Here is a 23,867-nt window from a genome sequence, read left to right on the forward strand (position 1 = left end):
AAAAGAAGTTTTTCATTATAAATTTGTACCGAAGGCCGGAGTCGAACCTGCCTGCCGGCAGGCAGGCCGGCACGGGGTTTGAACAATTTTTTTCAAATATTCTTTCCCACTTCCTCCTTTAAGATACTTTTCCCTTTTCCTTGCTTCCGGTCTGCTTTTACATTCTTCTAAGTAAATAATCTCAAAAGGTCGGTATGGCGATGTGGTTTTGTTTTTTCCTCTGTTATGTTCTGAGAGTCTTCTTTGTGGATTATCTGTTATTCCAACATAAATATAATTTCTCTTTAAACTCGATATGGCATAGACATAATACATTTGGTGGACTTTTTTTATTTTGTACCGAAGGCCGGAGTCGAACCGGCACGGGGTTTTGAGCCCCACTGGATTTTGAGTCCAGCGCGTCTACCAATTCCGCCACTTCGGCACTTTTATTTGAAATGGCTCTGCAAAATTAATCGTTACACCAATCAGTATCAAGTCAATTTTACTTTTTATCAAATAATCGCCCCAAATACTCACTCATCAGCCTGTTCCATCCTTCCCAGCCATTTGGTACATCTTTCCTAATATCAAGGAGATGTTCGATGTTTTTCATCCTGAATATTGAGGAGATCTCCAAGTTTTCGCGCAGCGATAAATCACTTTCGATTACTCCGAAGATAAAATTTATCTTTTCTATGGGATCCAGATATTTTCTATCGGATAAATTCGGCAGGTAATCAAACGGATTATTAAAATAACAATCTTCGTCGTAGTAGCCTATAATAAACTGCTTGATATCATAAAAACCGTTTATAGATATCATTACCGAGATCAGTTCGGGATGCTTGAGCGAAAGGTTGAGTGCATGATAGCCTCCGAAATCAATTCCTCCTACTATCACTCTCATTTTTCCCGTATCATATTTTGAAAATTCGATTACGTCTTTGATTAAAGTATTTTCATACAAAATCTGTCTCTTAACCCTTTCTGAAGGATGAACAGAAAAATTATACCAACTTTCTTCGTCAATTGTATCGGGACAGTAGACTTTAATAAATCTTCTTTCGATTAAACTTTCTAAGGCAGTAATCATACCATTGTCTTTGCAATCGTAAAAATGCCCTTTCTTGTGTGGAAACAATATTACTGGTTCTCCAAATTCTCCAAAAACCAACATTTCCAGGTCCCTTTTAAGGAATTGCGAATACCATTTATGATATGTTTCTTCCATCAGAAATCCTTAAATTACCATACAAATATAATCGATAATGTTATTTTAATGAAAATACAGTTAATCATTATCTTTCTACTTGCATTAAGTTTGTCATACAGTCAGGTGCTGGAAAGCAATTGGGTTAACATTGCTGACACGGATACACATAAAATTTTCGTTGATACTACATCATTAAAAAATGTATCGGACAATATTACAGTTATTTATATGGAGTATTTCCCGGTTTCACACAAAATAAACGGAGTTGACGTAATTTATCTAAAAACTCAAACACTTTTTGACGTCGCTGCCGGTAGAGGCACTATAATTGGAAGGCTCTATTACGATAAACAGATGAAGTTGATTACAGACAATAATTTAAGAAGTCTTTTACCTTCTGACATAATTTCTATTGTAATTGATTCCAACGAAGTAATGAAAAAAGTATATGAATATTGTCTCGATCGACTTGGAATTACGCCGGCTAAAGTAAAAAAGAAAGCAGCACGCCTTTTTACTGACGAAAATGTATTACCTCCTATTGCACCATTTGAGTCAGACAGTCAGGAAGTAATTGAAGAGAAACCGAAGGAAGTGAGCAGTTCAATAAAGGAAAATAAAATTTCTAAATATATTTTCGAAGCCGATGGTAAATACGTAATACAGGTTTCAGCATGGCGTAGCAAAACGAAAGCAGAAAATGTTGCCAGTGATCTCAAAAGAGATGGACACAATGCCTTTGTGCTAAAAGTTGATATCCCTGGAAAAGGTACCTGGTATCGTGTAAGAATTGGAAACTTTGAATCTGTTCAAGAAGCGGAAGATTACATCAGAAAAAATCCTAATATTTTTTAGTTGTTATTTTTTAGCACAAGAAACCTTTTGATTTTTTGTGTAGTTGTTTTTTCGAATTCCTGTTCCCTGATATTAAATCTGACAATTCTTTTAAAAGCGGGCAAGTTTTTATTAGCTTTATCGACTTCTTCGGCAATTATCTTTTGAATTAATTCGTCAGTTATTTCTATGCCTTTCTTTTCGGAAAGTTCAATAAATGCTTCGGCATCCACAACAATCTGTGCTGCAATAACCTCGTCTTGTTTTGTATCTTTATCGCCATAGACAATCGATTCAAGAATAAACGGACTACGATTGAGAACGTCTTCAATTTCTTCTGGATAAACATTTTTACCATTTTTCGATATAATAACGTTTTTCTTTCTACCGTTGATATGTAGAAATCCGTCTTCGTCCAGGTAACCGATATCGCCAGTTTTGAACCAACCGTCAGAAAAAGCTTCTGAAGTAGCTTTTTCGTTTTTATAGTACCCGATCATTACGTTAGGACCTTTTGCCCAAATTTCTCCGCATCCATTTTCATCGGGTTCATTGATCATCAATTCGACGTGTGGTAAAGGCAAGCCAGCTGCGTCGTCTTTGAAATTATCTAATTGGTTCAGAGCTAATATTGGAGATGTTTCGGTGAGTCCGTACCCTTGTATAAAATTAAATCCAAACTCACGCAACCCTTTTGCAACCATCGGATCGGGTGCTGCACCGCCTGCAATAAATATTCTAATTGCTCCACCGAATTTATTATGGAGTTCCGAAAAGATCATCTTTTTAAATTTGCGCAGTCCGACATACGAAAAGAGATTTGATAATTTCAAAAGAGGTGGCACTATTAAAGATTTTACTTTGTCCTCCTTAATTCCTTTAATAATTCTTTTGAACATTTTATCATATAAAAGCGGAACACCTAATAAAATAGTAGCCTTAACTTTTTGCAAATCGTCCACAACAGTTTTGAGTGACCTTGCATAATGGACTGATGCTCCTGCGTATAATGGGCACAACATTCCACAGGTACATTCATAAGTATGGTGCATTGGTAATACGGATAAGAATCTATCCTGCTCATTAATCAAAATCATACTAACCATATCCATTAGATTAGAAGCAATATTTTTCTGTGAAAGCATAACTCCTTTTGCTCTGCCAAGTGAACCGGATGTAAAAATAATTTCTGCCATTGCATTTGGGTCAATTTTGGGCAAGTGGTTTTCGTTTTCAGGTTCAGCATTAAATATCAAATCTGCCATTGATAAAAAATCTTTATCTTCTTTAGTTTCATCCATACAAATAAAATATTTTAGTTTTTTTAGTACATTTTTCCCTTCTGCAATTACACTTGAATAATTACCCGAAAAGATTACCGCTTCTGAATCCGATTCATGAAGGATATTGAATATTTCATTATTGGTCAAATTTCTGTCGATTGGCACTACAACGTAATTAAACGTCATACAAGTAAGATAGCTGAGCGCCCATTGAACTCTGTTTTCACCTATTATGGCAATATGTGTTTTTTCTTTGATACCGAGATTTTTAAGGGCTGCTCCAAACTTTAAAATAGTCTGCTTCAACTCCTGAAATGTCAATTTCGAAATCGGGGTGTTATTAAGGTCTTCTAATGCAAGTTTATTTGCATAAAGATTTCCCGATCGGATTATCATGTCCTGAATCGATTCGATTCTGGGTACCTCGTATAGTTTGAGCTCTTTTTTCATTACTGCTCCCTCTTTGCAATTTCGGTAATAATTAGTTTTACCAAATTATAAAATTTAGGAACGTCACTTATTTTAAGTTTTTCGTCGGGAGAATGAGCGCCGGTAATAGTAGGCCCAACTGAGATCATATCGAGCTCTGGATACTTCTCGCCGAGTATGCCACATTCGAGTCCTGCATGCACCACTTTAATTTTTGGTTTTTCGTAGAAATTTTTTTCATAAACATCAGAAGCTATTTTGAGCAATTCCGAATTAAAATTCGGTTGCCATGCGGGATAACTGTCTCTTACTTCCACTCTTGCTCCCGCCAGTTCAAAAGTTGACTTGACTGTTCTTCCAATTTTCTTTTTAGCCGATTCTATTGAACTTCTTTGACTGGTTTCAATTCTTAATTCATTTCCATCGGGAACTACTGTTGCCAGATTGGTAGATGTTTCAACCAGATTGTCAATTTTTTCACTCATCTCAATTACACCGTGAGGCATTGCTATGATTGTATTAATTAATTTTCTTGCAAATGCTGAAGTAAATGCAGATGTATATTTTCCATTTAATTTTTCTAATTTTATGACGAGGTCCTTAGAATTTTCTCCAATCTCATTTTTTACTTCCACTAAGTATTTGTAAATAATTTTATTTATGTCAGTTAATACGTTTTTGCTTATTAAAAGAATTGCTTCTGCTTCTCTCGGAATCGCATTCCGTTTTGATCCTCCGCTTAACGACACAATTTTTGTATCGTATTCGATCAATGAATCGAGTAAATAACCGATAATTTTAATAGCGTTGCCACGTCGTTCTCCTATTTCCATTCCTGAGTGCCCACCTCGTAAACCACCGACATAAAGATTATAAGCTTCATATTCAGAATTAACCGTTTCATATTCAATCGAAAAAACTCCGACAGTATCCATACCACCCGCACAGCCTATGTAGAAGATACCGTCTTCTTCGGTGTCAAGATTAATCATAAATTTGCCACGGAGCATATTTTTGTCAATATTGCTTGCTCCAGTCAAACCAGTTTCTTCGTCAACTGTAAAGAGTAACTCGATAGGACCGTGTTCGAAGTCATCATCTACAATAGCAAGGGCAACTGCCATACCGATACCATTATCGGCACCCAGTGTTGTCCCTTTCGCTTTAATCCAATCACCTTCAATTTCTAATTTTAGAGGGTCATTTAAAAAATCATGCTCTGTACCTTTATTTTTCTCACATACCATATCCACGTGGCTTTGCAATACAATTCCAGGCACATTTTCCATTCCTTCTGTTGCCGGTATTTTTATAACAATATTATTTACTTTGTCTTCCGCGTATTCAAGCTTTTTTGATTTAGCAAAATTTTTCAGATAAGCTATAATTTTTTCTTCGTGTTTGGAAGGTCTTGGGATTTGTGTTATTTGATAAAAATAATGCCACACATTTTTCGGTTCGAGGTTAGATAGATTTGTAATCATTTAATTTCCTTAGTTATGTCTGATTGAAATAATATCGCCGTCTTTTACGATGTATTCTTTACCCTCGAGACGCCATGCCCCTGACTCTTTACACTTATTCAAAGAGCCATACTTGATAAAGTCGTCATAGTGGACGACTTCAGCGCGAATAAATCTATTATAAAAATCTGTATGTATTACACCGGCTGCCTGTTGGGCTGTATAATTCTTTTTAATTGTCCATGCACGGCATTCGTCCTCGCCGACTGTAAAAAACGATTGGAGACCGAGCATTTCGTACGAAGTTCGAAGAATTTTTGTTAAAGCGGATTCTTTAATGCCGTAGTCTGCCATAAAAACTTTTTGATCTTCTGGCTCTAATCTGGAAAGTTCAAGTTCGATCTTTGCAAAAAATGGGATTACTGGATTATTCTTTTCATTTAATGCAGAAACGATTTTTCGAGTTTCTTCTTCGACAGATGGAATTGCACTCTCGTCGAAATTAAGTGCAATAGCCAGCGGTTTAAGCGTCAAGAGCTGATATCCGGAAAGAAGTTTTAATTCTGCTTCATCGAGTCCCAGAGTTCGTAAAGGTTTTTCGGCTTCACAATGACTGAAGCATTTTTCGATGACGGGTAATTCCTTTTTTAATTTCTCATCTTTCGATTTTTGAACATCTTTTTTCAATTTCTCAAGTCTATTTTCTAAAAACGCGAGGTCTGATAACAAAAACTCGGTATCAAGAAATTCGATGTCCCTAACAGGGTTCACGTTTCCCATTGGATGAGGCACAGCATCGTCTTTAAATGCCCTGATAACATAAAAAAGTGCGTCGTTATTTCGGACGTTATTCAAGAATGATGAGGTAATTCTCACTTTATTGTCGTCCGACATTTTAAGTCCCGGAATGTCAAAGACTTCGATCGTAGCATTAACTTTCTTTTTCGGCTGAAATATTTCAGTCAATTTATCGAGTCGTTCATCGGGAATTTTTACTACTTCGATTGCAGCTTCTTCTTTTTGTATTGACGGGTCGGATTCTTTATTTGATAAGGTGTTAAATAATGTGGTTTTGCCAGAATACTGTAAACCTACTAAACCAATCTGCATTATTTCATCTCATTTAATTAAAATTAGTCAGCAAATATATGATATTTCATGCAATAATTTGTGTGTGAAGTTCTATTTCTTCAAGAATTGAAGTTACACGCAGACATTCACTTAATTCTCCTTCAAATATTTTTGCCTTGCCTTTAATGTGCACTTCAAATGCATACGATTTAGCCTCTTCAAAACTGCATTTGAGTGCTTTGATCAATTGGTGTATAACTTCGTCGAAGGTATGAACGTCGTCGTTATAGAGGATCACTCGATATGGTAAATCAACTGTGGTTTCTTCTTCAATTTCCGGTTGAATTACATTTTGTGTCAATTCGTATGGCATCTTACTCCCCTTCTTTCAACTTCCATTGATTTACGGAAATTAAATTAAGTATTCGTTTTATTTTAATCAAACCTGGAAGCGACTTTAATCCAACCGAACATTTCTTTGCCAGATGGAGGCAATACTGCTAAAGATTTTGCCGTCATTGATTATTATCAAGCCCTTAACATCTTCATCTTTTAATGGCTTAGTGGATCGCAACCTTACAGTCGAGTTTTCATTTCCGGAGACGTAAATAAATTTTGTACCGTTTGAACTTATCAGTTCTGGGGTACCATTTACAGTAACTGGTTCGTCAAAACTAATTAACAAAAAATTCCCTTCAATTTTCTTTTCAATAATCGATGGTCCCTCGGTTGATTCTGGATCCCATTTAAAGTCGAAAGTCCAGGCTGGCGTAATTTCTTCTTTGTAATATCCTGTCTGAGTAAGATTATCCTTCATCCATTCGAAATTCCCCCCTTCTTTCATACAGCCATCGAAATAGTATCTTTTTCCCCAATTGAGCGTGCGATTGCGCGTTGTATCCTTGTAAGTAACGCGATAAATAGGCGTATCGGAAAGATTTTTCGAAAACACGCAATCAAGGAAAAAAAATTGCGCTTCGTAGTGATGTCGTGCCAGCTGAAATCCTTCAACACCGTCGAAATACGAATTTTTAATCACGAATTTTTGATTTTTGTTGTAAGCGCCTGCGTGCCATAGAGCTGCAGTGTTTTTAACTTCATAAAATTTTGAATCTCTAATAAAACACCAGCCACGAGGACAAACAAAGTCGACTGCACCCTGAAAATTACATCTGGCATGATAATACATACCGTTTTTGTAGTTCCACAAAGAAACGGTGTCGGCTCCTTTACTGATAAGATTGCAATTGTAAATTATAGTCCTTGTACCAAAACCGTAAACAGCAAATGCATGTGGACCAATTTCAGGTTGAGTGTTTTCGATAGTTAAGTTTTTTAATACAATATCGTCTGCATAAATATTAATTACACCTGGCCCAATATTATCGGGGCTTTTATTCCATTCTTCTCTTGGTATGTTATATACAATTTTTGTTTCGTCCCTGTCTTCACCAATAAGTGTAATATAATCTCTTTCAATTCTTATTCTTTCGTTATATATACCTTTCTTGATAAAAATTGTAACGCGTCTGTAAGTGAACATTGGCAATTTGTTAATTGCTTCTGTTAATGTTTTGCAATCGCCAGTACCATCTGCTGCAACGACTATATCGTATTTTTCCTGGCCGTATATAAATTGAATTAACAGGAATATTAAAGGGAATAAATATTTCTTCATAATCAATTTCCCATTTTTTTAATATAATCCAAAAGTGTTCTGATATTTCGAATAAAATGTGCAGTAGAAATAAATTTCTCATCACTAATATTTGGGAATGGCGACGTATCGTATTTATCACCGACATATGATACCGCATAAGCATTATTAGTATTCTCAATCTCAGATGGAATATCAATAAATTCGTTCGATATATAAGCATTTTTAGTGTACCAGTAATAATTTGTATCGACACTTGATATTATACCATCAATTATGTTCGTGTTAATTTTATCTTCATTCTCCCCTCTTTTTCTATTAGTTCTGTCATGACCGATTTTTAAGTAGTCTGAGAGCAGATAATAAATTTCAATACCTGTTTTATTCATAACTTGAAATGGGAATAACAATTTCATGTACTCGTATTGATTACATTTAGCATTATGAAATAAGTCTTTTATTCTTTTTAAATTAATTTTGGAAATACAGGGATAATGAATCACTGTTAAATTACTGTCGTAATCGACATAATATTTCCCGCTTCTTGAATTGCTTCCTGACCGATGAATGAAGAGTGGTTTATTCGTGTTAAGCTCAACAAATTTTGGCACACGGCAGTTAATTTCATTATCGTTAAATTTAACTGTCTCAATCCATGCTAAGGCATCTGGGATTATTTTTAAATATTTTTCGTCGCAGGTCATTTCATAAAACTTAATTAACATTTCTATATGATGAGCTGTATACTGAGGATCAAGCGCTGCAAGTTCGTAGGTACGTGCGGGTGCTGGCTCCAGATTGAAGTTATATTGTTGTGCCCATCCAGCTTGAGGTTTTTTGTATTGAGATAAAATATAAAAATTCATAGCCTTTTCAATTGCTTTGAAAAGGGATTCATATTTCAACGAAGCGTAACATAAAATCAAGAACTTGAGGTTGTTCCAGATAACATAATCGTTGTATGTATAAAATGCCGAGTAGTGTGTAGAATCTATTATTGGATAACGCTGTGGCCATGCACCGTTATCATACTGACTCTTTAAAATAAAGTCGATTGCTTTGTTGAGACTTTTTTCTATTGAAGTATCGCCACTTATCAAATAGTACCGCAATAAATATTCTGCAGCGCCTGCAGTGGAATTATCATCAAAGGTAGCATTACCAAAATAGTGATTAAATTCTTCTAATCGCCAGGCGTTTTTACCGATTGTTTCATACCATTTTATCAACGATTCATCGCCGTTTAAGTCAGATAGATAATTCCACCCTCCACAGTCAAGCTGCGCTTTCATTAGAGCTAAAGCCGTTTTCTTAGACAAATTAAGATAAAAACTATCCTTCAGTGTCTCGTAAAGATCGAGAAATAGATGTCCCATTGCAACTGTTCCATTGCCCTGAATCCAGATCATCGAAGGATATGCTTCAAGTTCTCCCCATCTTCTGGAGAAGTCCTTTTTATAATACCAGACATATCCACCTTCGGTCGACACCTTTTCGTCCATATATTCACACGATTTGCGGATAATTTTTTTGATATAAGAAATTTCATCAACACGGGATTGTGGCTGAGATTCTTCGTTCAGGCAGATAATTATAATGGAAGCAATTAATAGACGGATTAAAAGTAGTGATCGTTTATTCATATAAAAGAGTGAATGCGGGGCAATTCCCTGCCCCGCATGATTTATTTTACGTCGATTATATTTTTCGAAGTACCTTCGCACACCGATTTTTTCAACAATAAGTCAGCATTTTTTCCTTTAAGTAATATACTTCCGGTTTCATTACCTTCCAGTCTGATGATATTATCAAGATCAAAATTGGTATCGAAATTATCAATCGATATATTTTTGCTCTGGAATATTTTAATTACAGGTTCGCCTGAAATTATCTTTGTATTTTTCAGTTGGACACCATCGGCGTCGAATATCGAAACACCTCTATCTGCTTTCATAAAAACATTATTCAGTACAATATTTTTAATTTTCATTTCGGGTAATCCTTGAATAATAACTGCATCTTCTGCCCCGATGCAATAGATATCGTTCAGAAAAATATTTCTAAACTGCGGTGTAGTTTCGTCTACTTTCAATGTTTTTCTATTTTTCAATTTTTCCGATAGAGGGATATCTTCGGTTGGTGCCTGTCCACCGTAATACATATTGAAACTGAGGGCTTCAGTGGGAATATCTTTCATATAGATATGATCGATATAAATATTTTCAACAATACCACCTCTTCCACGTGTGCTTTTGAATCTAAGACCGATATCTGTACCGATAAAATTACAATTGGTAACTTTAATATTTTTTACACCACCCGACATTTCACTGCCAATAGTAAAACCACCATGGCCGTGATAGACAATGCAGTCTGCAACAATTACATTCTCAGTCGGGATGCCCCGCTTTCTTCCGAATTCATCTTTTCCTGATTTCATACATATAGCGTCGTCTCCAACGTCGAATTTAGAATCGTAAATGATAACATTCTTTGATGACTCTACGTCGATACCGTCGCCGTTTTGAGAATACCATGGATTCCGAACTGTAACATTTTTCAGTATTATATTTTCACTCATCAGAGGATGAATGTTCCATGCGGGCGAATTTTGAAAAGTAACTCCCTCGAGTAAGATATTTTTACATTTAACAAAGTTAACCATAACCGGTCGCAGATAGTCGCGTACTTTTTGATAATCTTCTTTTGTTAATTTTCCATTTGCCTTCATTAGACTGTCTAATACGCGCTGACCGTTCATCGCTTGAACAGAAGGCCACCATTGATTTTTATTATCAACTACACCACCAGAAGCTACAAGCTCTTTCCACTGCTCCGAAGTCAACTTCGACTTTTTTACATATCGCCATGCATCACCACCACCATCAATAACACCGAAACCTGTAATTGCGATATTTTCAAGGTCTATTCCGCTTATTGGCGACTGACATCTATATTGTTCTGCCCCCTCGTAGGTTGTTTGCACCAGAGGATAGTCGTCGAAATTTTTAGTGAATTGAATTAATGCGCCTTTTTCTAAATACAAATTTACATTGCTTTTCATTTCGATTGGACCTGTTAGCCAAATTCCGGCAGGGACGATAACTGTACCGCCACCTTTTTCCGAACACGTAGAGATTGCTTTATTGATAGCCTGTGTATTTTTCGTCAAACCATCGCCAATAGCCCCGAAGTCAACTATGTTAAGCTTGTTATCCGGAAATGCCGGAGGTGCAATCAACGGCATTTCGAAAGGTAGGTCAACGTAATATTTTTTTATCTCCTCAACGATATCGTTCTGGGCAAACAATTGAGTTAAAAAAATATTCAAAATGAAGAAATAGATAGTTTTCTTAATCATGCTGCTCACTTAGTTTTTTGATACATACTTTAGTTGAAGAATCCACTTTACCCAGTTTTCTGCTGCTTGATAATTCTTAAAATCTTCAGGCAATCTTCGATTGTCGATATATTCATTATAAATCCAGGGGTCACCTACCGCAAAAAGGTAACCATTGCCAACTTTTTTAAAAATAATTACAGCCTGTTCTTCTTTTTTCAATAATGATTCGCATGGATCCTGGTTTGTAATTGTGGAAATTTCTTTCATATATATTTTATCTACTCCAGCAAAGATTGGATTAAACGGCAAATTTACAAATGCACCCATGTCATACTTTTTGCCTTCTACTCTGTTAAGGCTCACTTCATTAAAAGAAAAGCCGAATTTATTTGCGAGCATATTGAGATGTTCGAAATCGCAATTGCCCTTATCATTTGCCAGCAGTAAAAGGATACCGCCATCTTCGACCCACTTATAAATATTTTCTGCTTGATTCAATGTGATGAAGTTCGGTTTTTCAGTTTCCTTTTCAGTATCCGGATCCACAATTATATATACATCCGTATTTTCTAAGTTTTCTTTAGTGGGCGCTTCTTTCAATTCAGTGATATTAGAACCATATTTTTTGAACAACTGTCCAAATTCATAATAACCAGAATCTGTTGTATCTTCCCAGAGATAATGAAAAGGTTCCAATTGACCTGTTAGTTTATTCTTTCTGAACTCGTTATTGAAATAATTATCGAGTGTAATTCTGGCTTTATTTTTTTTCAAAGCTTCGGCTTTTTCGAGTTCCATTGCAGCCATAATTAATGGACCGTATCCTTTGAAGTCATTGGTTCTGGTCGGTTCGCTAATATAGTATTCATAGCTACCATCTCGATAGGGATTTCCACCAAGGCCAGCGCCACGACATGTTCCATAAAGATTATAATAATCGTCGTCATCGAGTTTAACAAATTGTTTAAGGATACCATCGAATGACTCTTGTGCATCTTTCAAATATTTTTCAGGTAGATATCCATTATTTACACCTTTTGCTATTGCATAGACAAACATACACGAAGCAGAAGCTTCAAGGTAATTGCCTTTCCTTCCTGGCATGTCGAGTACCTGATACCATACGTATGTCGAATCATCGCGCACTTTCAGGAGTGCATCGGTTTCATGATTTAGTATATCGATGATAGATTGTCTATCTGGATGATTCACTGGAAGAAAGTCGAGGACATCCACAAGTGCCATCATATACCAGCCAATTGCGCGTCCCCAGAAATGTGGTGATTGTCCCGTTTCTGGATTAGCCCACTTTTGTTTACGGCTTTCATCCCATGCATGGTAGAGCAATCCAGTTTTCTTATCAAGTGTCTTTTCGTAAATAAGTTTAATCTGATGCGCAATATCGTCAAAGTTTTTAGGAATATTAAAGACTTTTGAATATTCCGCATAAAACGGTTGTCCCATATAAATACCATCGAGCCACATCTGATAAGGATAGATTTTCTTATGCCAGAATCCTCCGCTATTAGTACGGGGCATATTAATTAGTTGCTTGTAGAGAGAATCAAGAGCGATTTTATATTTTTTTTCGCCGGTAACCTGATAAAGAAAAAGGACTGCCCCTGCAGGTTTAATATTATCAATATTATAGGCCGAGAGTTTATAAGTTCTTATACTTCCCTCGTCGTTTATATATTGATCGAGATTGTCTTTAATAAACTGATAATATTTTTTATCGCCTGTGTAAAAGTACATTTTCCGCAAGGCTTCCAGCATTAATCCCTGTTCATAATTCCAGTCGTTCTTCGTCATATACTCGTCGTATGTAACAGCGCCGGGGTGTCTTGCCAGAAATGATTCGGCAAATTTAACCGACCATAAATTATGAGTAAATTTTTCATTGCTCTGGCAGTTAATTAAACCGGTAATAAATAATATTCCAAAGATCACTTGAATCATTTTCTTAAACATATTGTCTCCTCTTATAATGCAAAATTCACAGATAATCGATTAACATTATCGAAAATCTTTATATAAGAATAAGAATAATTGACTTCAATTTTATTGCCGGCAAATTCAGTTTGAAGTCCCACACCAGCAGACCACGAAGAAATATCGCGATTTGATTGATAACCGGCTCGCAATGATATCATATTCATAAATGTATAATCGATGCCCACATTAACTCGTTCGGAATAGTTATTATAATGCATAAAATCTGCAGCAAGGGTCAATTGCTGATTATCGTTAGATTCATCGATAAATTTCCAGAGATCAATTGCAGTTCCCAATGCAAATAAAATGGGCATCTGTTCATCAATTTCTTCCCTTTTAATTTGAGACGAAAAATTCCTTATTGTCATTCCGAACCTGAAATCTTTAAATCCAGTATTATAGAGCACTCCTGCGTCGAAGACCAGTTTGGTTGCATTATTTTTTCTGCTGGTTCCATCAAAGAATTGATTCTCGCCCAAATTTTGACCGGCAATACGGATATTTCCACCGATTGAAAACTGAGGACTTATTTTCTTTGCATAAGTAAGACCAAATGAGTATGCGCCTACATTTGAAAGTGGACCTGTCTCGATATACCCATCTGGATATTGACTTTGCTGTGAAGGGTCAATTAAAGTTGTGCCGATAATTTCACCATAATCAACCGTCATAACATGGAAACCGAGCGTGCCGTAGTTATCCAAATTATAGATAGCAGCACCTGCGAGATAATTAATATCAGCTATCCACTGAGTAAAATTCAAACTAACGTCGAGATTATTACTCGTATTAGCAATTCCGGCTGGATTATAAAAGATTGCTTCTGCAGAGTTGCCAACAGCATAAAAGGCTTCGCCCATCGCACTGGCTTTTGGAGAAACACTTACAAGCATAAAATTCATAGTACTCTGTGCAAGTTTATTCAAACCGACCTGAGCAAATGAATTTATGCCGAATAGAAGAGAAAAAAGTAGAGTCGATATAATTTTATTTGATTTCATTATTCATGCTCTCCTTATCTTACTACAACAAATTTGTGGTAGGCCAGTTCTCCATTCGGTTTTTCAATAACGGCAATATACACACCGCTGCTAATTACCTGTTGACTTGAAGTCAGCATATCCCATGTAACCGAACCTGAACGTGCCGGGTCGTCGTGAACTATTGTTTGAACCAGATCTCCGTGTTCTGTGAATATTTTAATGGTGCATGTTCCTGGCAAATTAAAGAATATAATTCCACGCTGGTCTGTAAATCCATAAGTTTTCAAGAGAGGATCGTTAATATTATATGGATTTGGTACTATTCTAACTTTCGATAAATCATCTGAAGATGGGCGAGGCGGATTTACCCAAAAGATATTCGGCACAAGAACTCGTGAACTGTAGAGCATTTTACCGCGTGTAGTCGGATCGGCATTTGGATCATTTTTATCTATTCTGGCTTTCGATTGAACGTAGTAATAATATTGGGCACCGTAGAGGACGCTTTGATCTTTGTAAACGTGTTCCAGTGCACGGTCGTTTGCGTCGGAATCATATATGGTTTCATAGAATACAGTATCCTGATTCGAAACTCTACGCATAATTCGATAGCCTGCAAAATTCGGCATAGCCTCAGCATCAGGGCACGACCATTTAATTTCAACGCCATCACCGTAACCTGTTACAGTTAATTCGGATGGTGGTGGCGGTGCTTGAGGTATTTTATAATTATGTTCGAAATTCCATTTTGCCCGGTATGCTGTTAACATGACTGAATCGATGCCACTACTTATCCAGCGGTCTTTAATTTTATCCATTTCAGTAGCATCTAACGGGAAGGCAAATTCTTTCGGCAGCCAGCCTTTTTCTGGATCGGGCATGTTAGGTGGGTTCTCGAGTGTTTTGTTCAACCACTTTTTGCCAACTTCAATTGCTTTTTGGTATGAAAGTCCTGCAATACCTGATGCATAAACAATTCTAATTTTTTGACCAGGTTCGAATTTTACATAAGGTCCAAAAACGCTCACCATCATTGGATTGGCACCTTGTTTGGTTCCTCCTGGATAGTCGGAATAATCATAAGTATTTAGTTCGTCGGAGTTGCCGCCATGATGTGTTTCAGGCCATACATTTCCAGTCATTGGAAAATAATCCGAAAATCCTCCCGCTAAAGCCCAAAAGTTCTTACTGCCATAAATATCGTTTTCGACATTATAAGGAATTCTTGTAGCAGTAGCTGCATAAGTAATCCTTGGTTGCAAAAAATCATCTACGTCATCGGCAGGATTTGTGAATGGTTGCTTTGAAGCATGTAAGATTGAATAGAAATAAATATCGCTGAAAAGTAATCTTCCATCCTGAGTAACTATAGGAGCTCCCATATCATCGCCGGGCTTGTCGGGGTCGTCTGCACTGTATTGATAAAAAACTCGGGCGGTGTCACCAATCCTTCCTCCGTAATAATGATTCCACACCCTCGTTAGGTTTGGTCTCTCGTTAGAAGGAACTGTAGGTGTGATTCCTTTTGAATAATAGCTATTTGCTCCATTTCCTTCCATTTTGATATAAAGTGAATCGAATGTAAAATTCGATTTATTTTCAAAAGTAACTTCGAATATTATATAGTTATCGTTATAATTCTGACTCCATGCCAGAATTTTTCTGTGCATTTCTATTCCATAGACATACTCATTCGAAACTTCGACTATCTGGTCGTACGTGCCGTCTGTAAATTTCGAGGGATCATACACACCGAAATTCTCAAGGTCGACCGTCTGGAAATTTACCTCCTGCACAGGATATTTATAACGGATATAATTAGTCATTGGCCTGGTTACTTTGCCAATCGGCAGTTCGTTTGTAGTAGGACCGTATATTGGCAATGTATCGATTAAACCTGTATATGGATTGGGCCATTCTGAAGTTGTACCAATTTGAAAACCTGAACCTGTATTAAGTTCGTTGTATTGGCCTCTAAATCCGATAACGTTATAATCATTCGGGAAGAAGCCAGCACGGTAATCAAAATTACCTTTATCTGCATTTGCTGTAATTCCGATCCAGACCCTTCCCATTTTCATCAATGCCACTTCTTTTTCCGGCGGCAATTGAGCATATAGTGTTTGCATAGCCAGCAGGAGAAAAGTAAATACCGTTAATAATTTTTTCCCGTTCATATATAAAATCTCCGTTTTGTTCTCATTAAAAATCGATTCTTACGCCAACCCAGATATCCCTGGGTTCTCCAAATAGCCAGAAAGAATAATTTGGATCGTTAATGTATGGCTTTTCATCGGAGCGTAAGTCGCCTACTTTATCGTTGCCGGGGATATAATATCCCGGTTGATTTTCTCTCAACTGATCGAACTCAGGCGAGTCGTACATTGGTAAATGAAGCGAAGCCAGATATTTATTCAAGTCATTGTCGTCTTGAAATGCATATTCATAACGCATTAAACTGACCTTGAAATTAAACAAGTTACTTATATCAACGTAGAAATTTAATTTAAGATGACCCAGATCGACAGCTTTATTAAGTTTCAAATCGACCATGTAATAATCCGGCCATTGCATATTATTGCTTACGTGAAGTTTTCCAAGTGGATTATATGTGAAGTAAGAACCAGCATACCATTCACCGAAAATAGTCATACTCCATCCCCCGAAAATTTTTGCACCGAGAATTTCTGGTCCCCAATCCATCGGCGAACGAAATGTCACATTCGCATTTATTTTGGGACGTGGCAGAGCTCTCGATTCGTTTCCCTGATAAAGTCCTTCCTGGTCGTTGTTTATCGTAACGTCAGAAATTATTTGTTTGCCAGTTAATCCCGACTTACTCAACATGTAGTTAAAATTGATCCAGAAATTCAGCCAGGATTGATCATTTTTACTCAATGTAACTTCGAATCCTTGAATATCTTCGTATTCATTGTTAGCAAGTCCTTCGTAATTTAACGTACCCGTTGAAGTTTGATATTGTACCTCGCCAGCCTGTCCAGTTATGTCTTTATAATACCCGGATAGTTGCATCAGGTAACCTTCCATGAAATTATAGGCAAGTCCCAATTCATAAGAAATAGTTCTGGGCGGCTCCAGGTTTGGATTCGACATATCATACAATCCATTTTTGTCGTATCGGTAACGGTACAAATACATCGTGTAATACGGTGGATTCGAACGGAAGTGTCCATAGTTAAAATAGAATTTGGAATTAGTAGTAACAGGGAAAGACACACCGATGCGTGGACTTATTGTAAAGAAATTTTTAATCGGCTGTAAAAATCCGGGATGTTCTTTGTCATATTGTTCCCATATTTCCCAGATATAAGATCTACCTTCTTCGAGTAAAGCAAACAAACTAGTATCAACTTTTTGAGGTCTGAATACTTCTTCGGCAAATGGATCGCCCGAAGGCCATTTTCCACCGCCTCCGTAATAATAGTCGAATCGTACACCTAAATTGGCTACTAAACCTTCGTACGAAATTTGATCCTGTATATAGGCAGCGGTTTGACTTGGCCAGCGATGATAATTAAACTCGTAAGTGTTGTATGCGTTTTGATTCCACTTTTCCCAGAAGTTATGTTTAATGTCGATATAATTATATTCCAATCCTGCTTTTAAAAAGTTATGTTCATTTATTTGAGATGCAATGTCAAACTTCAATTGCAACTGTCGTACTTTAGTCCTATCATACAAATCTCCCTCTTTACGGGCAAAACGGCGGGGAATTCCGGGAGGTCCGTCATAACTCGGAAAAGTAAAACTACCTACTTTGTGCTGGCTTGCAAATTGCCACTTGCCATATGGTGACTCGTCCACATATATTGGTCCGAAATTGGTAACAATCGAAGTATCTCGGTTATCACCTGTCGGTGAATAATTTTTTATATAAAGATATCCGGCTGTAAATTCCCAGTAGGTGCTATTGCTAACAACTTTATTTATAGTAATGCCATTCATTAAAATTGTTTGATTCAATATTGGATATAAAGATTGGTCATACCAGTATTCTGGATTATTAGCAACGTATCTGATGTTATTAATTGGCATAAATCCGCCTGCGTTGCCTGCATTTGGAGCGTCTCCCCACGGTGGTCTGACAGGACTAAGTCCGATCTGACGTTTCCACAATCCATTATAAGAGAGAGTCACTCCTTTTGAAGGAGTAGATTTTATTGTTGCAAGTGTTGTATACGATTTCTGACTTCTCAAAGTCAATGGCATAACATAAAACCGTTCGCTCGAGTTATTTGATATATAAAAAGTTGCGTCACCCAAAAATTTGCCAATGAGAGGTAAAGGTCCGCCGAATCCACCATCAAAATTCCAGTCTCTTCCTTCTTCTTTCATTCTATGCGAAGCGAAAAGTCTTTTTTGTTCTTCGGGTAATTCATAATAACCAATTTGTTGTTTTAATTCATCAGGTAAATTACGCAAACCTTCATAGTCAGGCTCAGACATATGCATCCATGTAGCAAAAAGATATAGTTGATATGGGGTTACCTGTTTATCGGGATCCTTTCCCTTATTGTAGTTTTCTGCTTGTGAAATCCAGCCAGTAAATTTAGGATTTTGTTCTCGCATATAAGGATCGTCTGCCCATGCAGCATCTGTACCGATAAATGCTACAGATGGGTCAAGGTATGCTCTCAATGCATCGTTATGTGGATCGTAGAATGAAGGACCAAATCTTTTCAGGTGCGGTTGATTTGCTGTAAAAGAAAATGTTCCATGATAGCTATCTTTAGAACCACTTTTTGTTGTAATATTAATCAAACCAGAACGGAAATTACCATACTCGGCGTTATATCCACCCGAGAGCAACGAAACCTGTTCGACGGCGCTCATTGGAATTGAAGTTTCGGCATTTCCCACTGCAGAATTGACGTAGGACAGACCATTAACCATAGCACCCGTTTGATCGGCACTGCCTCCTCTTATTGTTAGAAATCCGTTTTCCGTCGATACGCCCGGCAATTTTGAAAGGAATGCATTAATTTCACGGACACCTGAAGCTTCCTGCAATTGACCAGAAGAAACTACTAACTGTGTATTCGATACTTCTTTATGGAGCTCGTCTCTTTTAGCAGTTATGATAATTTCCTGACCTTCGATTACAGAAGGCTTTAATGCAATTTCGAGATTCGTTACGCGATCGGCTGAGACAACAACATTTTCAACAATCTGAGTACCATAACCTATCATTGAAATCTGGATATCATAAGTTCCAACCGGAACGTTAACAATAAAGAACTTGCCATCGATATCCGTCGCCGCTCCAAGATAAGTATTCCTTATTACCACATTTGCACCGAACAACGGTTCTCCTGTTTGCTCGTCGATTACTCTACCGACAATACGACTCTTCGTCTGTGCACTTGTAAACGTCGATAGAGCAATTAAAGTCAGTAACATTACAATAAATATTTTGAGTTTGTCTCTCATAAATAACTCCCACCTTTTATTGTAAAAAATTACGGTTCTAATCTGAACCAATCAAAATCTGTATAACCGTTATTAATATTTTTCTTCCAGCTTAAAGAAAAAATACCAACTTTGGCACCGACCCATTTCCCTTCACGCGCTTTAAATTTATTGCCAATATTTTTAAAATTAATTCCATCAACACTGTAATTGAAACTGCACCAACCTACTTCGTCAACTATTACTCTAAAATATACCAGATTTTCAAGAACCTTTTCTTTGTGGATGATTATTTCAGCGTTTCCACTATCTGCGTTTTTATTAATTGCCTGATATATTAAATACCCTTCATTATTCTTTTTGATGCCGATATATGAATAATCGAGTCCAAAGACAATCAAACCAGCGAATTCATTTTCTGATTGCGGATAGAACTCGAGTTTTGTAGTTGCTTTGAATTTACTCGAAGGAAACTTTTGCATTAGCAATTGAGGCACATTCCATAGATTCTTAATTGAATCGATGACATTTTGGGAGTAAAACCGGAGCCAGCCGTTCCTTACTTTTCTACTCGTCCATGAGGAATCGAAATTAGCCTGCCATTGCCATTGCAGACCGGGATAATCAGAATTAAATTCGTCGTCTGTTTGAGGCACTTTTATTTCAGTCTTAAAAGCGACTTTCGGTTTTCTGTAATTCAATACCGGCTCGCCGATACCATTGCCGTCGTAATCAATACCCATCAAAGGCCAATCGTTCTCCCACTTTACCGGCTGTAAATGGACAATTCTGCCGTAAGCATCTTTATCCTGAAAATGGATGAACCACGATTCACCTTCTGGGGTTTCTACCCACCCACCCTGATGTGGACCATTAATATTTGTCGAACCCTGTTCGAGCACAATTTTATCCTCATACGGACCATAAATATTTTTCGAACGTAAGACTACCTGCCAGCCGTCGTGAACACCTCCTGCTGGTGCAAATATATAATAATAACCGTTACGTTTGTATAATTTTGGACCTTCCATCGTTGGATGTTTGACAGAATCACAAAAGACCAATACTCCTTCATCAAGTAAAGATTCACCGTCGGGACTCATTTTATGAAGAGTCAATTTGTGTTTAATGCCCGAACGACTACGAGCCCACGCATGAACGAGGTATGCATTTCCATCGTCGTCCCATAGTGGCGAGGGATCAATCCATCCTTTTGCTTTTCGAATTAATTTAAGCGGTTGCCATGGTCCTTTGGGATTTTTCGATTTCGTCATAAAAATGCCATAATCAGGATCACCATAATAGATATAAAATTCATTGTTGTGATACCTAATGCACGGCGCCCAGATACCGTTCCCATGTTGTGGTCTATTAAATTCTTCAATTGGATAGTTTATCACTGCATGTGCAATAATTTCCCAGTTAATTAAATCTTTCGAATGTAATATTGGTAATCCAGGGAAGTGAGAAAAACTCGACGATGTCATATAATAATCCTCGCCCACGCGAATAACATCGGGGTCAGAATAATCGGCATGTATGATTGGATTTTTATAAGTGCCATCTCCATTATCTGGAATCCATACAGCTCCGTTTTGCTGTGAATGTACTGATGTCACAAAAATTATAATTAATGAAAATATTTTTTTTATCATAGCACTATCTTGAAATTAACATTTTTTTTGTGATTGATTTACCATCAAAATCGAGTCGATAAAAATATACCCCGCTGGCTATGCCGGTTGCATCAAAATTAATTGAATGCATGCCGGCATTTAATATTCCTTTATATAGATTTGCCACTTCTCTGCCGAGCAAATCGTAAACAGATAATTTAACATATCCCGCTTTTTTAATGCTAAAGTCAATACGAGTTGATGGATTAAATGGATTGGGATAATTCTGGTTCAAATTAAAATTTGCTGGTAATTCAGGATCATCGCTTTTTATGTCTGATATTGTGGCAAGTTCATTAAGATAAATTTCGAGGAATGTATAACCATCTTCACGCACGTTATTTCTGTCTTCAGGATTGTTTGGATCCAGACCATTTGCAATTTCCCAGTCGTTTGGCATTCCATCGTGATCGGAATCAACCGGTACGTTGTAAGTTTTTAATTCAGGCCAACCACCAACATCTTCTTGAGAATCAATAATTCCTTTACCACCGCCTCCATATAATTTGCCATAAGTAGCCGTGCCAGTTCGGGTTTCTTCTACAATACGGGCATCGATTGGATCGCGTTTTGGCAGTGTGGCACCCGCATTTTGAAGGACTAACTCAAATGCTTCTTCTGCCGATTGAACTGTAACTTCGGCTATCGGAAATGGAGTGGCGGCTTTGATTTGCGATTTTAATTCGGAAGTAATTCCCTGAACACCCTTAGTCCAGTTATCGACAGTTACATCAGGGTATCCGAATACAAAGTTATCGGCAACATAAAACTTTCCGTATCCTGTATTTGTACCTCCGTCTGTAGTGGGATTTACTATTCTGTAAACCTTGTCTGAATTTGTAGCCGGGCCAGCTTTATAATAATTAATTCGTACATTCTGATTTCCTTCTTCGCCGCCGTAAGCGCTGTTTTCGCCCCAATTATAAATCACGTTATTCACAAAATCGACAATTTCTTTTTCGGGCTGACGGTGGTATCGGCTTCCATTAAAACGAGGATTTCTGCTTTTGTGGTGAGCCAATAAATTATGGTGGAATGTGGCACCCATACCACCCCAGATTCCCCCATATCCATGCGGACCTTTTGCATGCTTCGATTGATTTAAAGACTCGCTAATGATACACCATTGCATTGTAAAATTTTCATTATCGTAAAAACTTGCAGCTTCATCAATGCTCCATGACATTGAACAATGGTCAATAATTATATTACTCTTTTCTCTACCGTTGAAAGCATCATCCTCGATACCATAGATATCGCCAAGTCGGAATCGGATATATCTTACTATCACATTGTTGGCACTTATGGTAACGGGATAATCTGCTATGCAAATGCCATCTCCTGGAGCCGTCTGGCCGGCAATTGTTATGTTATCATTTTTAATTGTTAACTTTGATTTGAGTCTAATTGTGCCAGAGACTCGGAAGACAACCGTACGAGGACCCGATTGATTGACTGCGTATCTTAGACTACCTGGTTCATTGTTGTCCTCAAGAGTTGTCACCTCGTAGACGGCACCACCGCGACCTCCGGAAGTAAATCTGCCGTACCCTTCGGCTCCAGGAAATGCGACTATATTAGAAGGCACACTTTTTGTCACAAAATTCATTTCAATTCCGTAATAAATTCCACCAGAAGTTCTGGCGAAAGCCCTGTAGTAATATTTAGTGCCTGGCTTCAAACTATCGAGCAAAGTTGTAAAACTTCCCGCACCATTACCAACAACTATTTTAGTATCTTCAATTGTGGGATTACCGTTCAGATTCAAACAAAAACCTCTTTCCAGTATAGCATCGTTATTATCGTAGATAACACTTCCGTTTAATACTGCTGTAAATGAAGTTATATTTGTGGCTTCATTGGTTACAACTGTCATCGGCAATTGCTCGTTAGATTCAGATGCGATTCCTGAAATTATAAATTCTTGCAAGAAGAGGTATTTGTACGGATTTGTCGAACCGTCTGGAAGCCAGGGATAGATTCTAACATAAATTTTTTGATGGTCGCTTAAAGTTTCCGTAAGATCAAAGGAATATTTATCAGGCGTGTCCCTGCCAACTTCAATAAAATCACCTCCATTTAATTTAATTGGATTTGCAAAATTAGATTCGATGGAGTAATAAACGTTTGCTTTCATTTTGCCGGTGCCTCCGGCATTCATGTAAAAAGACACATTGGTTACAGTCAACTTATAACCCGATAGAGGAAATACCGTAAATTCGATATATCTTTCGGGATTTTCAGAAGACTCGTTAGGCCAGTTATTTCCGGTCCACCATCTTTGATATTTTCCCAATGGACCAGTCGAGCTATCCGATAGAACGCCAGTATAATCTTTCACTTCAATATTATGACCTGTGGCGGGTAAACCCAATACGTTACCCTCAGTTAATGTTACTTCTTGATTTTCAGTTAAATTCCATTTTACGAGTGCATTATTCTGTCCGTATGCCACTCCAATAAAAATTGCAAAAAAGAAAAAGTATGAGAATATTTTTTTCACGTGAG

General features: G+C 37.3%; 16 protein-coding genes and 1 tRNA gene. 1 reads left to right on the forward strand and 16 read right to left on the reverse strand.

Annotated elements, in window-relative coordinates:
• Positions 1 to 15: 15 nt before the first annotated feature.
• The 3 genes from ACUN8G_RS05045 to ACUN8G_RS05055 all read right to left on the reverse strand — a co-directional run bounded on the left by ACUN8G_RS05045 (position 16) and on the right by ACUN8G_RS05055 (position 1,213).
• Positions 16 to 315: a GIY-YIG nuclease family protein gene (locus tag ACUN8G_RS05045; protein WP_437346039.1), complete on the reverse strand. Its 300-nt coding sequence runs from the start codon at positions 313 to 315 to the stop codon at positions 16 to 18.
• Between the two features lie 22 nt (positions 316 to 337).
• Positions 338 to 424, reverse strand: a tRNA-Leu gene (locus tag ACUN8G_RS05050).
• Between the two features lie 60 nt (positions 425 to 484).
• Complete coding sequence (locus tag ACUN8G_RS05055; RefSeq protein WP_437346040.1) at positions 485 to 1,213, reverse strand: esterase family protein; 729 nt, start codon at positions 1,211 to 1,213, stop codon at positions 485 to 487.
• 48 nt (positions 1,214 to 1,261) lie between these two features.
• On the opposite strand from ACUN8G_RS05055, the gene ACUN8G_RS05060 reads away from it, so the two are divergent.
• On the forward strand, positions 1,262 to 2,050 hold the full coding sequence (locus tag ACUN8G_RS05060; RefSeq protein WP_437346041.1) for an SPOR domain-containing protein: 789 nt from the start codon (positions 1,262 to 1,264) through the stop codon (positions 2,048 to 2,050).
• On the opposite strand, the gene ACUN8G_RS05065 is transcribed toward ACUN8G_RS05060, so the two are convergent.
• The 13 genes from ACUN8G_RS05065 to ACUN8G_RS05125 all read right to left on the reverse strand — a co-directional run bounded on the left by ACUN8G_RS05065 (position 2,047) and on the right by ACUN8G_RS05125 (position 23,862).
• Positions 2,047 to 3,762, reverse strand: coding sequence for an AMP-dependent synthetase/ligase (locus ACUN8G_RS05065; RefSeq protein ID WP_437346042.1), 1,716 nt, complete (start codon positions 3,760 to 3,762; stop codon positions 2,047 to 2,049). The genes ACUN8G_RS05060 and ACUN8G_RS05065 overlap by 4 nt on opposite strands.
• The gene (locus tag ACUN8G_RS05070) at positions 3,762 to 5,225 is read right to left on the reverse strand and encodes an aminoacyl-histidine dipeptidase (protein WP_437346043.1); all 1,464 of its coding nucleotides are present in this window, start codon (positions 5,223 to 5,225) and stop codon (positions 3,762 to 3,764) included. The genes ACUN8G_RS05065 and ACUN8G_RS05070 overlap by 1 nt, the downstream gene beginning before the upstream one ends.
• A gap of 9 nt (positions 5,226 to 5,234) precedes the next feature.
• Positions 5,235 to 6,314: a redox-regulated ATPase YchF gene (gene ychF, locus ACUN8G_RS05075; RefSeq protein WP_437346044.1), complete on the reverse strand. Its 1,080-nt coding sequence runs from the start codon at positions 6,312 to 6,314 to the stop codon at positions 5,235 to 5,237.
• A gap of 46 nt (positions 6,315 to 6,360) precedes the next feature.
• A complete protein-coding gene (locus tag ACUN8G_RS05080) occupies positions 6,361 to 6,648 on the reverse strand; it encodes an ATP-dependent Clp protease adaptor ClpS (protein ID WP_437346045.1) in 288 nt (95 codons plus the stop codon).
• Between the two features lie 84 nt (positions 6,649 to 6,732).
• On the reverse strand, positions 6,733 to 7,953 hold the full coding sequence (locus ACUN8G_RS05085) for a pectinesterase family protein (RefSeq protein ID WP_437346046.1): 1,221 nt from the start codon (positions 7,951 to 7,953) through the stop codon (positions 6,733 to 6,735).
• A gap of 2 nt (positions 7,954 to 7,955) precedes the next feature.
• On the reverse strand, positions 7,956 to 9,656 hold the full coding sequence (locus ACUN8G_RS05090; protein ID WP_445480911.1) for a pectate lyase: 1,701 nt from the start codon (positions 9,654 to 9,656) through the stop codon (positions 7,956 to 7,958).
• The gene (locus ACUN8G_RS05095) at positions 9,617 to 11,293 is read right to left on the reverse strand and encodes a glycoside hydrolase family 28 protein (protein WP_437346048.1); all 1,677 of its coding nucleotides are present in this window, start codon (positions 11,291 to 11,293) and stop codon (positions 9,617 to 9,619) included. Before ACUN8G_RS05095 ends, ACUN8G_RS05090 begins: the two co-directional genes overlap by 40 nt.
• Before the next feature lie 9 nt (positions 11,294 to 11,302).
• The gene (locus ACUN8G_RS05100; protein ID WP_437346049.1) at positions 11,303 to 13,246 is read right to left on the reverse strand and encodes a glycoside hydrolase family 88 protein; all 1,944 of its coding nucleotides are present in this window, start codon (positions 13,244 to 13,246) and stop codon (positions 11,303 to 11,305) included.
• 11 nt (positions 13,247 to 13,257) lie between these two features.
• The gene (locus tag ACUN8G_RS05105; RefSeq protein WP_437346050.1) at positions 13,258 to 14,271 is read right to left on the reverse strand and encodes a PorV/PorQ family protein; all 1,014 of its coding nucleotides are present in this window, start codon (positions 14,269 to 14,271) and stop codon (positions 13,258 to 13,260) included.
• A 14-nt stretch (positions 14,272 to 14,285) separates the two neighbouring features.
• Positions 14,286 to 16,430 (reverse strand): hypothetical protein, encoded by a 2,145-nt coding sequence (locus tag ACUN8G_RS05110; protein WP_437346051.1) that lies wholly within the window; start codon positions 16,428 to 16,430, stop codon positions 14,286 to 14,288.
• Positions 16,431 to 16,455: 25 nt separating this feature from the next.
• Positions 16,456 to 19,704, reverse strand: a complete 3,249-nt coding sequence (locus tag ACUN8G_RS05115; protein WP_437346052.1) for a TonB-dependent receptor — start codon at positions 19,702 to 19,704, stop codon at positions 16,456 to 16,458.
• 29 nt (positions 19,705 to 19,733) lie between these two features.
• Entirely contained in the window at positions 19,734 to 21,338 is a 1,605-nt protein-coding gene (locus tag ACUN8G_RS05120; RefSeq protein ID WP_437346053.1) for a glycoside hydrolase family 43 protein, read from the reverse strand.
• Positions 21,339 to 21,342: 4 nt separating this feature from the next.
• Entirely contained in the window at positions 21,343 to 23,862 is a 2,520-nt protein-coding gene (locus ACUN8G_RS05125; RefSeq protein ID WP_437346054.1) for a T9SS type A sorting domain-containing protein, read from the reverse strand.
• Positions 23,863 to 23,867 lie beyond the last annotated feature (5 nt).

The sequence above is a fragment of the Melioribacter sulfuriphilus genome, assembly GCF_052656625.1.